A 14,018-nucleotide genomic window follows, 5' to 3' on the forward strand; every position below is an offset into this window, starting at 1 on the left:
GTTTCACGGACATGGATTCATTACTGCTGTTTCAAAGGATTGGATCAACTGCATTTCACAAACAACTATTTTTCTTAGGATATGATCTTAGTTTTTCAGGAACCGGATAATTAATGCTTTCAATGGATTTGGATCTTTCAGTAGTTGTATTCTGTGTTGCTGATACAAAGATGGTGTGTTTTTTCGCCCTTTTAAAACTCTTTCGGTATTCAAACAAAAACCGTCGATAAACAGACGTTTACGACGGTTTTTTGGATTATTCCTTGTTCTTCACAGGTGCTCAGAGTACAATATTGATCATCCTGTTTTTTACATAGACCACTTTCTTCGGTGTTTTGCCTTCCAGCCATTTCTGTACCAATTCATTTCCCAAAACAATGGCCTCTACCTCTGCCTGTGTAGCCTCTAATGCAATGGTAATTTCTGTTCGGGTTTTACCGTTGATGGCCACCGGGTAAGCTTTAGCCGATTCTCGCACAAATTCCTCCCTGAATTCAGGAAAAGCAGCATCCAGCACCGAGCCCTGCTGCCCCGCTAATTGCCAAAGTTCTTCGCTAATATGCGGCGCATAGGGTGCCAACAATATCAGCAAGGGTAGCAATACTGATTTTTTCCGGCATTTCAGCTCATTCAGTTCGTTAACACAAATCATGAACGTACTAACCCCGGTATTAAAAGAAAACCGTTCGGTATCTTCTTCCACTTTTCGAATGGTGCGATGCAATATCTTGAGTTCAGCGGCAGTAGCAGCTTCATCACTCAGGTTCATGCCTTTCAGCTCATCTACATACAAACGCCAGAATTTTTTCAGGAAACGATGCACCCCTTCAATGCCCTTGGTATCCCAGGGTTTGCTGATTTCCACCGGCCCCAGGAACATTTCATACATCCGGAAGGTGTCAGCTCCAAATTTCTCAACAATATGATCGGGATTAACCGTATTAAATTTGGATTTAGACATCTTCTCCACTTCTGCTCCGCAGGTATAAATGCCGTCTTCCAGTATAAATTCTGCCGCGGCAAATTCAGGTTTCCAGGTTTTAAATGCTGTAGTATCGAGGGTAAACCCATCCACGATATTTACATCCACATGCAGTTTATCTATCAATTTGCCTTCATAGTTCCCAGCTGCGTCCAATAAGCCTTTTGAAACATAGGTATTGGTGCCATTTATCCGGTATACAAACCGGCTGCTGCCCTGTATCATGCCCTGGTTTACCAGCTTTTTATAGGGCTCATCAAATCCGATATACCCCAGGTCATAGAGGGCTTTTGTCCACATCCTGCTGTACAGTAAATGGCCAACGGCGTGTTCGGTTCCGCCTATGTACAGATCCACCTGCCCCCAATAGTCACTCACCGACCGGGCGCAAAATTCTTTTTCATTCCTCGGATCCATATACCGCAAAAAATACCAGGAAGATCCTGCATAACCAGGCATTGTATTGGTTTCCAGTTCGCGCTCTACCCATTCCGGTATATTGGCCAGCGGCCCCTCTCCTTCCGGTCCGGGTTTGTAGGAATCTACATAAGGTAATTGCAGCGGAAGATCTGCTGCGGGCAATGCTTTTGCAACGCCCTCTTTCCACTGAATGGGGAAAGGCTCGCCCCAGTAGCGCTGGCGGCTAAAAGCAGCATCGCGCATGCGGTAATTAACTTTCCGATTACCGATACCCATTGCTTCCAGTTTATCCAGCACAATAGCAGCGGCTTCCCGCATCGGCACTCCATTCAGAAACCCACTATTCTCCAACAGGGCGTCTTTAGTAGGATTTGCCTCTTTCCCATCGTATTGGTCGCCAATAATGTTGGTGATGGGAATAGAAAAATGAACAGCAAAGCGATGGTCCCGTTCATCGCCACAGGGCACCGCCATAATAGCGCCCGTACCATATCCCGCCAGTACATATTCCGATATCCAGATAGGAATTTCCCGGCCATCAAATGGATTAATGGCATAGGACCCGGTAAATACACCGGTTATTTTTTTCTCGGCCATCCGCTCACGCTCGCTGCGGCTCTTCACATAGTCGAGGTAGGTTTCTACGGCAGTTGCCTGTGCGGCAGATTTTAAGCCCTCCACTATGTCTAGTTCCGGGGCAATTACCATAAAATCTACCCCAAAAATGGTGTCGGGGCGGGTGGTATACACCCGCAAGGTTGATACCGAATGCTGCTCGGATTTCACAGCAAAATCAATTTCAGCCCCATAACTTTTGCCGATCCAATTGGTTTGCATTTCCTTCATGGCATCGCTGAATTCGATCTGCTCCAGGCCCTCCAGCAGGCGGTCTGCATATTCAGTGATCCGTAGGTACCATTGCCGTAGTTTTTTCTTGATAACCGGGTAGCCCCCCCGCTCGCTAACGCCGTTTACTACCTCATCATTTGCCAATACAGTGCCGAGCGCCTCACACCAGTTAACTTCTCCATAACCACAGTATGCCAAGCGATAATCCATCAAAATTTCCTGCTTACGGGCTTCCGAAAACCCGGCCCATTCACCGGCAGTAAACTGTAAACCCGGGTTACCCGGACAAACATACCCTGCATTTCCCTGTTCCGCAAAAGCGACCACCAGTTCTGTAATCGGCGCCGCTTTTTTAGCGGTTCGGTTATAGTAGGATTCAAATAGTTGCAGAAAAATCCACTGTGTCCATTTATAATAGGAAGGATCGCTGGTGCGTACCTCCCTGCTCCAATCGAAGCAAAAACCAATATTGTCCAGTTGTTTCCGGAAATTCTGGATATTAGCTTCCGTGCTCACAGCAGGGTGTACCCCATGTTCGAGGGCATATTGTTCAGCCGGCAGCCCAAACGCATCATATCCCATCGGGTGTAATACATTATATCCTTTTAACCGTTTGAACCGGCTGTATATATCACTGGCAATATAACCCAGTGGATGACCCACATGTAACCCTGCACCGCTGGGATAGGGAAACATATCCAGCACATACGCTTTAGGTTTTTCCGAGGTATTGGAAACAAGGTAAGTCATGTTCGTCTTCCACTGCTCTTGCCACTTTTTTTCTATCTGCCTGAAACTATATTCCATGCTTGTGATTTAGATCAACTTTATTTTAAATGTGAAATTGGCCTTAAAAGAACCGGCCAAGGGGCGACAAAAATACAAACTGAACGGCTAAAACCGCTATTTTTGTCCGTATCGACCTAGTACTGACCCATCGAAATTTCAAATCATGACGCAAATCGGAAAATCCTCCGCCAAACGTTCCCAACCATCTTATTTTATGTCCATACTGGGGGTATCCCTGGTACTTTTTATTCTCGGCCTGCTGGGCTGGATTGTTATCAATGCCAATAAACTGGGGCAATATTTTAAGGAAAACGTGGAAGTAAGGGTATACCTGAAAGAGAATATTTCGGCCAAAGACAGCGCCGACCTTTCCCAGTATATTGCCAGCAAACCCTATGTTCGGCAATACACCTATGTTACCAAGGAGGATGCCAAAAAGAAATTTATGGCCGATGGCAATGACGACTGGAAAAATATCCTGGAAGCCAATCCCCTGCCGGCCAGCATTGATTTTACACTGCGGAATGAATATGTGCATTCCGACTCATTGGCTGCCATCCAGGTAGATCTGGAACAGAATATTGCCGTAAACGATGTACAATATCCCCGCTCACTGGTAGACAACCTGAATGAAAACGTCAAAAAGATAAGCCTGATATTACTCATTATAGCCATCGTTCTCTGCGTGGTAGTGATTGTGCTGATCGATAATACCATAAGGCTGGCAATGTTCAGTAATCGCTTCATCATCAAAACCATGCAAATGGTAGGGGCCACCCGCGGCTTTATTGCCAAACCCATGGATCTGCGCGCCATTATTAATGGCGCAATAAGCGGCGTAATTGCCCTGGCCGGGATTATTACCCTCATCTTTTTTGCGGAAAGACAACTACCCGAACTCAAAGCCATGCGAGATATTACCTGGTTATTGGTACTGGGAGGCGGAATCATATTACTAGGAATTATTATATCTCTGCTCAGTACCCACCGGAGTGTGGTTAAGTACCTGAAGATGAAGCTGGATGATTTGTATTAATCCTATCCAGCAAACAGGTGATTTTAGTTTTTACTTTTTCCATTTTACTTTTTACTTTGCAACATGTCTAAAAAAGAAAACGCTGCTCCTACTACCCATACATCGGAAAGCCTGTTTGGCAAGGTAAACTATACCTGGATGTTGATTGGCCTTGCGGTAATTGCCCTGGGGTTATTATTGATGGCAGGGGGCAACAGTTCCGACCCGGCTGTTTTTGACCAGAAAGAAGTGTATAGCAGTACCCGTATTACCATTGCACCCCTGCTTATCCTGGCCGGCCTCGCTATTGAAGTGGTAGCCATCTTCAAAAAGCCTAAAGCCTGATTTATAATTGTTCCATGAACATTATTGAAGCTATTATAATTGCCATCGTAGAGGGCCTGACCGAATTTTTGCCCGTATCTTCTACCGGCCACATGATTATTGCCAGTTCACTGCTGGGCATACATACCGAATCCTTTACCAAGCTCTTTGAAGTAGCCATTCAATTGGGTGCTATCCTTGCAGTAGTGGTTCTGTATTGGAAAAAATTTGTTGATTTTAAGAGTTTTACATTTTATTTTAAGCTGGCGTTTGCGGTTGTACCTGCACTATTACTGGGTTTTCTTTTTTCAGACCAGATAGATGCATTACTTGAAAGTCCGCTTACGGTAGCCATTACTTTATTACTTGGCGGCTTCGTGCTGTTATTCATAGACAAAAGCTTTCAAAACCCAGGTATACACGACGAAACTGAAATTAGCTTCGGCAAAGCATTTATTATAGGCTGCTGGCAGTGTTTGGCAATGATTCCGGGGGTAAGCCGGAGCGCTGCTTCCATAATCGGCGGCATGCAACAACAATTATCCCGCAAGGTGGCGGCTGAATTTTCCTTTTTCCTTGCCGTACCTACCATGGCCGCTGCTTCAGGTTATTCCCTGGTACTGAAAAAATGGACCATGGAAGATGGAACTATTCAAAAAGGATACGAATTATTGCTTAGTTCAAAAGATAACCTGGTGGCATTTGTAGTGGGAAATGTGGTAGCGTTTATTGTTGCTTTACTGGCAATCAAATTTTTTATCGGGTTTCTTCAGAAAAACGGGTTCCGCTGGTTTGGTTATTACCGGATTGCGGCTGGAATAATTCTTCTTATATTGCTGTGGACGGGTATTATTCAGAACGGCTAAGTCCGACCTGTTTTAAAATCAACTTCCTGCATGCAGACGGCACCAAAAAAAGTCATCAACGGTTGGGCTATGTACGATTGGGCCAATAGCGCCTACAATCTAGTTATCACCAGCACCATATTTCCTGCCTATTTTGTTGCCATTACTTCTGCCGGTAATGGCAGTGGCGAACACAAGGTCTCTTTTTTCGGAAGAGAATTTGTGAATACTGCATTGATGGATTACGCACTTTCCCTGGTTTTTTTACTGGTAGCAGTTAGCTCCCCCATCCTTTCCTCCATAGCCGATTATCGCCGAAACAAAAAAGTATACCTGCGCTGGTTTAGCCTTATTGGTTCTGCCGCCTGCCTGGGTTTATTTTTTTTCACCCCCCAGCGCATTGAGCTGGGTATCATTTTTTTTGCGATAGCCGCCCTCGGGTACTGGTCGAGCCTGGTGTTTTACAACTCTTATTTGCCCGATATTGCTGCTCCCGAAGACCAGGACCGGGTCAGTGCCAAAGGATTTGCATTAGGTTATATCGGCAGCGTTACCTTACAGATAATCTGTTTTATCCTAATCCTGAAGCCTACTATCCTGGAAACCCTTTTTGGCATGGATCCCACTGATAAAACACTGGGGCCACGCTTCTCCTTTCTGCTCGTCGGAATCTGGTGGTTCGGCTTCGCCCAACTAACACTTCGGGTGCTGCCACTTAGTAGTAAGGCAGAACGCCAGGCAAAAAAACACGTATTGATAAATGGTTTTCATGAACTAAAGCTGGTTTGGACGCAGTTGAAACAGATAGCAGTACTGAAACGCTTCCTACTGGCTTTTTTTCTATATAATATGGGCGTGCAAACGGTTATGCTGGTTGCCGCCGGATTTGGGAAAAAAGAAATTTTTCCAAACCCGGAAGATGAGCCCAAATTGCTGATAACCATAATTTTAATTCAGCTCGTCGCTATTATCGGCGCCATCGGGTTAAGCCGGCTTTCCCGGAAAATTGGCAATATGTGGGTACTCATCATTGCTGTCAGCATCTGGATTGGCGTGTGTATTGCCGGCTATTATGTAAAAACCCAGACCCAGTTTTATATCCTCGCTTGCTGTGTGGGGTTGGTTATGGGAGGCATTCAGAGCATGAGCAGGAGTACCTATTCCAAATTATTACCTCCCACCCGCGATACCACTTCCTTTTTCAGCTTTTATGATGTAACCGAAAAAATCGCCATTGTAATCGGGATTTTCACGTTCGGCTACCTGGAAGAACTGACCGGTAGTATGCGGAATTCCATCATTGCACTGGGCATTTTCTTCCTGCTCGGATTAATTGCCCTGTTTTATACCAAAAAAGCCTACGATCCAAGCCATGGAACTATACACCATTGATACGGGTAATTTTAAACTGGACGGGGGCGCCATGTTTGGCGTGGTACCCAAAACGCTGTGGAACAAACTTAACCCCGCCGATGAAAACAATTTATGTAGCTGGTCAATGCGCTGTTTGCTGGTACAGGACGGCAACCGCCTGATACTGATCGATACCGGCATCGGCACCAAACAGGATGCAAAATTTTTCTCGCATTATTACCTGCACGGAAACGCCAGCCTCGATAGTTCCTTAGCCCATCATGGCTTTCATCGCGATGATATCACCGATGTTTTTCTAACCCACCTGCATTTTGACCATTGTGGAGGGGCCATTATAAGGGAAGGTGATCAACTGAAACCCGCATTCAAAAATGCCACTTACTGGAGCCATGCAGCACACTGGAACTGGGCCATATACCCGAACGACCGGGAAAAAGCCTCTTTCCTCAAGGAAAATATCCTGCCTATTCAGGAGTCAGGCCAGCTTAAACTCCTTGAAACAGCTGGTAATTACCAGGGAAACAAGTTGGAAAAAATTGCGTTCACCGATAATTTCTCCATTCGTATCGTAAACGGGCATACGAATTCCATGATGTTGCCCCAGTTAAATTACAAAGGCACTACCATTGTGTACATGGCAGATCTTTTACCTTCTGCAGCACACCTTCCTGTTCCTTACGTAATGGCATATGATATGTTTCCCCTAACCACCTTGAATGAAAAAAAGTCTTTCTTAAAAGAAGCTATTGAGCAAAATTACCTGCTCTATTTTGAGCACGATCCGCAAATTGAGCTATGCCACCTGGTGCAAACCGAAAAGGGAATACGTGCCGGAGAAACACTTCCACTAACAGCACTCTGAGCAACTTATTGAAACTAACTTATCGAACACTTACCAGGCTTGATAAGGGGTAGCGAAGGTTGCGGTAGGACATCATATCCACCTTAACACTACCCACACTGATTGGGCTTTCTACCCGAAGCGGTATTTTATTGCCGTCATCACTTACCCAAACCGTCATTTTTTCTCCGCCTTCAAAGATGGTGCCTTTAACCAGGAGTGGCTTAAACTTAATAGCGCGAAACTTACCATACTTGGTTTTGATGGTTTCTTTGCCCATATACCGGATATACAGGTTATAGGTTTCATCATCCAGGAACATGGAAAAGGGAATTTTATCGCCTGGTTTGTATTTCTGAAAATCGATGTTTCGGGCGTAATATATAGAGCTTACGACATCCTGCACACAGTTTGGCACATTGAATGTACCATAATTGGTCACCGCTTTATTGGCTGTATGGTCAAAATTGACTGTTTGAAATTTCGTATACCCGCCTTCATATACGTTCCGGATAAACTTATGCGGCTGTAGAGAGGCGGTATCGATATACGATTCATACTTATCCCGCACTTTGAAAAAACTGTCGTAGAAACTATAGGTTTTACCATCGCCTACCACATGGTATACCGGTTTATTATTAAGGTTGGTAAGCCGCACGTTAAAACTGGCTTCTCCTGCTCCGATATACATGCCAGCCAAGGTATAAAATACTTTGAAGGTGACTGATTCACCATTGACAAAAGCAATATTTCGTACGCCGCAATACTCATTATCCGCATCCAATCGGGTAGACAAGACCACTGTAGCCAGTATAAACAATACAAGTTTTTTCATGCTAAATCTTTTCTTTGACCGGATTAGCTTTTATGAGTTTAATCCGGATAATCAGCAAACTGCCTAAAACAGCCGGCCCAATCAGGTTGATTAGCCAGATACCCAGCGCAGCTGCAATGATGCCAAGCTGATTAGTACTGATCATTCCAAACAACTCCAGTGCCAGTTTACCCCTGATACCAATATCAGCCAGTGCAATGGTTGGAATAATTGCCATAACCAGGAATTGCAGGCTGATTAACCAGGCTGCCACGCCTATCTGCTCCGTTACCCCAAAACATTGCAGTAGTAAGATATACTGAATAATAAAAACCAGGTACCTCAGGAGCGACCATCCAAGCACTCTTAACAAAATTGTAACCGGTAAATCATCCACCACCTGCAAAACAGGCAGCAATTTCGCGGCGCCCGGAATTTTTTCTACCCAACGTACAATCCAGCTTATACGAAGATAAAGCAGGATTCCACAACCTGTCAGAAAGGATAAGAGCCATCCGAGGGCTGGTACCCATAGTTCCTGCAAATCCCAATGAGATGGCAGGTCAATTGCCTGATAGTTCGCATACCATATCCACAGGGCAATGGTGCCTGTACTCAAGGTTACCAGTACCTGGCTAAAGCTTCCAACGAGGGTGAGCGATATGGATGCCAACCGCTTACCCTCCGGAAGGTATACCACCCTTCCTGCATATTCTCCCATTCTATTAGGTGTGTTTACCGCAAATGCCAAGCCCGCTAAAATTGCCTTTAGCGCCGTACCTACAGATATACGATGTAAAGGCGTCACCAGTTCGCGCCACTTAATGGCTTCCAGTCCCCAGTTTACCACCATCAAGCCGATGGCCGCCAATAATTTCCAGGCATGCTGGGTTCGGAGGCTTTGTTGTATTTGCTCCCAGGTAGTGGCCAAATCGGGCTGCTGGCTGAGTTGCCGGTAAATAGACCAGCTCAACCATAGGAATATCAGCGGGCCCAACCAGTAGTTGAGAAAGATTTTAATATTTTTGTTTGGAAGCATCCCTGTTAAAAATAATCGCTGTTGAAAAAATCACCACAAATAATTCTTGGCATTGATCCAGGCACCATAGTAATGGGATACGGGCTGATAGCTGTGAACGGCCAATCGTTGCAACTATTGCATATGGATGTACTTAAATTGAATGCCAAAAAAGACCAGCATATCCGTTTAGAGCAGATTCATCGCCGGGTTGCCGAACTTATTCAACAGTACAAACCTACCAGTTTTGCTATCGAAGCGCCTTTTTTTGGCAAAAACGTGCAAAGTATGCTTAAACTGGGACGGGCACAGGGCGTAGCTATTGCCGCTGCTATCCAGGCTGGACTGGAAGTTTGTGAATATTCTCCCAAAAAAGTGAAGCAATCTATCACCGGCAATGGAAATGCCGACAAAGACCAGGTATGGGCCATGCTGCAGCGAATTGTTACCATCGAAGAAAAACCCGAATTCCTGGATGCTTCTGATGCATTGGCTGTAGCCATTTGCCACCATTATCAAACCAATTCTCCTATACCCGGCCTCGGTACTGCTAAATCCAGGGGCTGGGAAGATTTTATCAAGAAAAACGAACATAGAATCAGGAAACCGGTCTGAACACTTCTGGTTTTTCCAGGTGTGCCAGTATTTTTTCCTGGGCCGCTTTTAATTCTTCAGGGCTTTGTTTAATTTTTGGACGGGTAAAATTAAGATCGTCGGCCGACTGTAATGGTACCAGGTGCAGATGAGCATGGGGTACTTCCAGGCCTATAACGGCCGATCCTACCCGCTGACAGGGAAATGCCTGTTCAATGGCTTTTGCAATAGGTTTTGCAAATACCAGGATTTCAGCCAGGTAAGCATCCGGCACTTCATAAAACTTATCTACTTCCATTTTAGGCACTACCAGTACATGGCCTGGCACCATTGGAAATACGTCCAGAAACGCGTAAAACTTATCGTTTTCTGCAATTTTGTAGGAAGGAATATCGCCGTTGATCAGTTTGGTGAATATGGTCATCTTGAAGTAATTGAATGCAAATCAGCACCCAATGCCATCGTTATTTTAATATCGCGGGTTTCCCAGGTATCAAAAAAAGGCTGCCAGCGACCCATATTGTAGAACATTCCAAACACTTCATTTTCTACATTTTCCGTCCAGATTTCGTCCCTGGTCGGACATTCAACATGCGTCACCCTGCCCGAGGCATTAATGGTGACAACAAAGGTATGATTCCAATTGGGAATGGTATTGGCTTTATAATACGCCGCACTGAAATAATCTACCAGGTTCTGCGTAGCAAACATGTATACCGGGTCTATTTTCACCGCATACCAACGCTTGAGTTCTGCCAATTCATTTTGCCCGAACCCTTTTGGTAAATGATCCAGCTCTATCCGGAACGACTGTTCATGCTGTACAAATACACCATTAACAGGTTCATCTTTGTAGTAATAAATAAAATGTTCCAGGCTATCAGTGGGGGTTAAACGAACCAGTACGGTATCGCCTTCATTAAAAAAAACTCGCGGCCCTACCAATTTATCATTCCGGTACTGGCACTGTAACAGTACATTTCCTTTTTTGTCAAAAAACAGCCAATCGCCCTGTTTGCGTCCTTGTTTATCGATCGCATTCAGTTGAATTCATTCCATTTAATGGTTTTCTGCGCCACCGTAGCCAGTGGAAACAAAAGGACTAAGAACAGAATTCGCCAAATCATGGCGCAAAACTAGCCGCCCATTGTTACCAAACTGTAACCATACTATTACCGGAACGTTACCAAATTGTTACCTGCCGGGTGGTATTGTATGCAGGATGCGGTTCTTACCGGCCTTCAGCAACCGGGTTTGCGAACGTCTATGCATTTCATTTACCGGCAATTGCACCTGTACCCTGGTATCGGCGGGTACCTCCACCAGCAACTCCAATTGATTGCCTGTTTTTTTCCATTCAACAGTCAGGGGCCCATTTTTTGTACCCACCCCTGCCTTCACCCATTCCAAGCGCCTTGTATCAGGCGCTATTAACCAGTCTACCTTCCCTCCTCCTACTACGTCCTTTCCATTGTACCCATGCATTCTTCTGATCCCCGCCAACCAACGGAAGAAAAATTCTGTTACCGTACCAAACATGGGATGATTATGCGAAAACGTATCATCACTGTATTCCCAGTGCTCCCACAAACTGGTAGCCCCCCGATCCATCATGTGCATCCATCCGGGAAAGCCTTCTTTTGTAATAATATCATACGCCAGATCCGCCCTTCCATATTGTGCCAGCACTTCCAGTAAAAACCGGGTGCCAAAAATACCTGTACTCAGGTGACCGTCATTCTTTTCTATAATATCAGCCACCAGGTAGTCAAAGGCTTTTTTCTGTAAGGGTGCGGGAACCAATCCAAAATAAAGGGCATGTGCCTGGGTAGACTGGGTTCCGATTCCGACTTTGCCTGTACTATCGTTTACAAAACGTTCAATAAATCGCTGGCGAACCTGGTTGGCTTCCTTTATATAAACCATGGCTTCGTTCTTTCTCCCCAACTCCATGGCAAATTCCGCCAATAAAGAAATCGAATAATAATAGAAGGAGCTGGCACTTACCGACAAATCTTTGGGAGCAATGGACTCATGATCGCCTATGGTGGTATGTAGTAAATGATCAACCGCTTTGCTTTTTAAAAAATCCACCCATTTTTTCACCTGTGGATACTGGGCCTGCAGCAGCTCCTTTTTACCATAATACCGATACAATTGCCTCAGCAGTTCCGGGTGTGCGACCCCCCATTCCACGGGGCCCGAGCCGCCTCCATAGCCTTCATCTGCAATGCCTACAAAGGGCGCCGTTTCAGTAAAACCTCCATCCGGCCGGGCTGCATCTGCAAAATCCAGTACCGTTTTGGTATAAAATGCTTCCATATCAAATAACTGAATAAACGATTCAGCGGTAGCAACAATATCTCCTCCATATCCAAGTTTTTCGCGATGTGGACAATCCGATTGTACACCAATGAGGTTACTTAGAAAGGTTCTTTTAGAGATGGCCAGCAATTCATTAAGCCTTGGGTCAGAGCAACTGAAACTACCAGTTTCCTGAACGGCAGCATGCAAAACAAGCGCCCGGATGCCGGCAGTGTCAGGAAATCCAGGGTAACCCTGGATTTCCGCATAACGAAAACCATGGTAGGTGAAAGCCGGCCTAAACAGATCCTCTTCTCCGGAGCAGACGAATATATCCTCCTGGTAAGCCGTATCGGGCGCACCCGGCCCACCTGTTCCAGCTGATTTTATTTGCCCGGCTACGCTGGTCATTTTATTCAGGGTTCTGTCAGAATACAGAAGCTCTCCGTATTGCACTTTTAAAATTGTACCTGCAGGTAACCGGGTTTTGACTTGCAGTACCCCGGTTTGGTTGGTTCCGAAATCAAGTAACCAGCCCTTGGTTGTTTGCCAGATCGCTTTGGGCGCAATTTCTTGCGCAATAATAACAGAAGGGCTCTCCTGCGGCTGCAGTGTGCCCGCGGGTGAAACCGCCTTAGTAGCTGGCTGCAGAGGCCTGTTCTGTTTTGCCACGCGCAGGTCGATCCATTCACCCAGGTAAATACTGTTTCTGCGGATATTGCTTTCTCCCACCTGCCAGGAAGGGTCAGTAGCAATAATTTCCTTGCTGCCGTCTTCCCCGACAAGTTCAAGTTGCGCCAATAGGGCAGGTTCGCCCACCGGTAAAACATCCTGCAGGTTAAACCGGCCAAATAAACGAAGCGGCAGGGGGTTATACCAACCATTGCCGACAAGTACTTCCAACCTGTTCTCCTTTCGGTTAAGCAGGCTGGTGATATCATAACTGCTGTAAAAGACCCGGCGTGCGTAGTCTGCTTGCGAAGGCTCCAGTACCCGATTGCCGATTTTTTTTCCGTTCACAGACGCTTCATAATAGCCTAATGCCGTAATATGAAGGGTAGCTGTACGCAGGGGCTTATTCAGCACAAACTCTTTTACAAACAGCGGTGCCGGATTTTCCTGGTAAGCCCGTTGATCCTTAAAAAAATGGGTTTGCTGATCACGGATCCAGGATGCCTCCCATTTTACAGGAATATTTTTCTGAGCGGTAGCTGTTATGCAGAAAATAGGCAGCACCAGACAGGAAAGAAACAATCGCATACCGGTAGTTTGCTTGAAATTAACCTGCTTCTCGTAAAAAACTATCCTGTTCTATCGCGTAAAAAAAAACGGCCATCTTAAGGATGGCCGTTTTTTTATTGCGCATCATCACTTATGCTGAAATCTCTTCTACTTTAAATTTGAGAATACCAGCCGGGGCTTTTACTTCGGCTACCTCACCTACGGTTTTACCCAGCAGGCCCTGCCCAATGGGTGAGGTAACGGAAATTTTACCGGCTTTCAGATCCGCTTCTTTCTCTGAAACGATCTGGTAGGTCATGGTTTTTTTGGTATTCAGGTTAGACACCGTTACTCTGGTAAGTATAGATACTTTGCTGGTATCAATTGAATCTGCTTCAAGAATCCGGGCAATAGCCAGATCGCTCTCCATTTTTTTGATCTTGGCTTCCAGGATTCCCTGCGCCTCTTTAGCCGCATCGTATTCCGCATTCTCACGTAAATCTCCTTTTTCTCGGGCCTCCGCAATTGCCCTGGAGGCAGCCGGACGTTCCACCGCTTTCATATGGTGGAGCTCCTCTTTCATTTGCTCAAGAGTTTCTTTTGACACATAAATTACATCTGCCATAAT

13 protein-coding genes are annotated in these 14,018 nt (G+C 45.5%); 6 read left to right on the forward strand and 7 right to left on the reverse strand.

Annotation, left to right across the window (positions count from 1 at the left end; all coding sequences use genetic code 11):
- Positions 1-280: 280 nt before the first annotated feature.
- Positions 281-3,058, reverse strand: a complete 2,778-nt coding sequence (gene leuS, locus A1D16_RS06020; RefSeq protein ID WP_290708388.1) for a leucine--tRNA ligase — start codon at positions 3,056-3,058, stop codon at positions 281-283.
- Between the two features lie 145 nt (positions 3,059-3,203).
- Between leuS and A1D16_RS06025 the strand changes: the two genes are divergently transcribed.
- From A1D16_RS06025 to A1D16_RS06045, 5 genes are all read left to right on the forward strand, one after another.
- On the forward strand, positions 3,204-4,076 hold the full coding sequence (locus A1D16_RS06025) for a permease-like cell division protein FtsX (protein ID WP_290708389.1): 873 nt from the start codon (positions 3,204-3,206) through the stop codon (positions 4,074-4,076).
- Positions 4,077-4,139: 63 nt separating this feature from the next.
- A complete protein-coding gene (locus A1D16_RS06030) occupies positions 4,140-4,400 on the forward strand; it encodes a DUF3098 domain-containing protein (protein ID WP_290708390.1) in 261 nt (86 codons plus the stop codon).
- Between the two features lie 14 nt (positions 4,401-4,414).
- A complete protein-coding gene (locus tag A1D16_RS06035) occupies positions 4,415-5,245 on the forward strand; it encodes an undecaprenyl-diphosphate phosphatase (RefSeq protein WP_290708391.1) in 831 nt (276 codons plus the stop codon).
- A 30-nt stretch (positions 5,246-5,275) separates the two neighbouring features.
- The gene (locus A1D16_RS06040; protein WP_290708392.1) at positions 5,276-6,616 is read left to right on the forward strand and encodes an MFS transporter; all 1,341 of its coding nucleotides are present in this window, start codon (positions 5,276-5,278) and stop codon (positions 6,614-6,616) included.
- Positions 6,597-7,460, forward strand: coding sequence for an MBL fold metallo-hydrolase (locus tag A1D16_RS06045; RefSeq protein WP_290708393.1), 864 nt, complete (start codon positions 6,597-6,599; stop codon positions 7,458-7,460). Before A1D16_RS06040 ends, A1D16_RS06045 begins: the two co-directional genes overlap by 20 nt.
- Positions 7,461-7,479: 19 nt before the next feature.
- Here A1D16_RS06045 and A1D16_RS06050 read toward each other — a convergent pair whose 3' ends face one another.
- Both A1D16_RS06050 and A1D16_RS06055 read right to left on the reverse strand, forming a co-directional pair.
- Entirely contained in the window at positions 7,480-8,274 is a 795-nt protein-coding gene (locus tag A1D16_RS06050; RefSeq protein ID WP_290708394.1) for a DUF3108 domain-containing protein, read from the reverse strand.
- 1 nt (position 8,275) lies between these two features.
- Positions 8,276-9,292 (reverse strand): lysylphosphatidylglycerol synthase transmembrane domain-containing protein, encoded by a 1,017-nt coding sequence (locus tag A1D16_RS06055; RefSeq protein WP_290708395.1) that lies wholly within the window; start codon positions 9,290-9,292, stop codon positions 8,276-8,278.
- Positions 9,293-9,313: 21 nt separating this feature from the next.
- Here A1D16_RS06055 and ruvC point away from each other — a divergent pair, with 21 nt between their 5' ends.
- The gene (ruvC, locus tag A1D16_RS06060; RefSeq protein ID WP_290708396.1) at positions 9,314-9,886 is read left to right on the forward strand and encodes a crossover junction endodeoxyribonuclease RuvC; all 573 of its coding nucleotides are present in this window, start codon (positions 9,314-9,316) and stop codon (positions 9,884-9,886) included.
- On the opposite strand, the gene A1D16_RS06065 is transcribed toward ruvC, so the two are convergent.
- From A1D16_RS06065 to greA, 4 genes are all read right to left on the reverse strand, one after another.
- A complete protein-coding gene (locus A1D16_RS06065; RefSeq protein ID WP_290708397.1) occupies positions 9,870-10,289 on the reverse strand; it encodes an HIT family protein in 420 nt (139 codons plus the stop codon). The two genes, ruvC and A1D16_RS06065, sit on opposite strands and share 17 nt — an antisense overlap.
- The gene (locus A1D16_RS06070; RefSeq protein WP_290708398.1) at positions 10,286-10,810 is read right to left on the reverse strand and encodes a hypothetical protein; all 525 of its coding nucleotides are present in this window, start codon (positions 10,808-10,810) and stop codon (positions 10,286-10,288) included. Before A1D16_RS06070 ends, A1D16_RS06065 begins: the two co-directional genes overlap by 4 nt.
- 249 nt (positions 10,811-11,059) lie before the next feature.
- The gene (locus A1D16_RS06075; RefSeq protein ID WP_290708399.1) at positions 11,060-13,429 is read right to left on the reverse strand and encodes an alpha-L-rhamnosidase; all 2,370 of its coding nucleotides are present in this window, start codon (positions 13,427-13,429) and stop codon (positions 11,060-11,062) included.
- Between the two features lie 112 nt (positions 13,430-13,541).
- Positions 13,542-14,015 (reverse strand): transcription elongation factor GreA, encoded by a 474-nt coding sequence (gene greA, locus A1D16_RS06080; RefSeq protein ID WP_290708400.1) that lies wholly within the window; start codon positions 14,013-14,015, stop codon positions 13,542-13,544.
- Between the last annotated feature and the right edge of the window lie 3 nt (positions 14,016-14,018).

Origin of the sequence: Flavihumibacter sp. CACIAM 22H1 (genome assembly GCF_001601815.1) — a bacterium.
Taxonomy (GTDB): Bacteria; Bacteroidota; Bacteroidia; order Chitinophagales; family Chitinophagaceae; genus Flavihumibacter.

Coding starts and splice junctions, on each gene's coding strand:
- leuS (WP_290708388.1), bottom strand. CDS start 3,058: ATGGAATATAGTTTCAGGCAGATAGAAAAAAAGTGGCAAGAGCAGTGG.
- A1D16_RS06025 (WP_290708389.1), top strand. CDS start 3,204: ATGACGCAAATCGGAAAATCCTCCGCCAAACGTTCCCAACCATCTTAT.
- A1D16_RS06030 (WP_290708390.1), top strand. CDS start 4,140: ATGTCTAAAAAAGAAAACGCTGCTCCTACTACCCATACATCGGAAAGC.
- A1D16_RS06035 (WP_290708391.1), top strand. CDS start 4,415: ATGAACATTATTGAAGCTATTATAATTGCCATCGTAGAGGGCCTGACC.
- A1D16_RS06040 (WP_290708392.1), top strand. CDS start 5,276: ATGCAGACGGCACCAAAAAAAGTCATCAACGGTTGGGCTATGTACGAT.
- A1D16_RS06045 (WP_290708393.1), top strand. CDS start 6,597: ATGGAACTATACACCATTGATACGGGTAATTTTAAACTGGACGGGGGC.
- A1D16_RS06050 (WP_290708394.1), bottom strand. CDS start 8,274: ATGAAAAAACTTGTATTGTTTATACTGGCTACAGTGGTCTTGTCTACC.
- A1D16_RS06055 (WP_290708395.1), bottom strand. CDS start 9,292: ATGCTTCCAAACAAAAATATTAAAATCTTTCTCAACTACTGGTTGGGC.
- A1D16_RS06065 (WP_290708397.1), bottom strand. CDS start 10,289: ATGACCATATTCACCAAACTGATCAACGGCGATATTCCTTCCTACAAA.
- A1D16_RS06075 (WP_290708399.1), bottom strand. CDS start 13,429: ATGCGATTGTTTCTTTCCTGTCTGGTGCTGCCTATTTTCTGCATAACA.
- greA (WP_290708400.1), bottom strand. CDS start 14,015: ATGGCAGATGTAATTTATGTGTCAAAAGAAACTCTTGAGCAAATGAAA.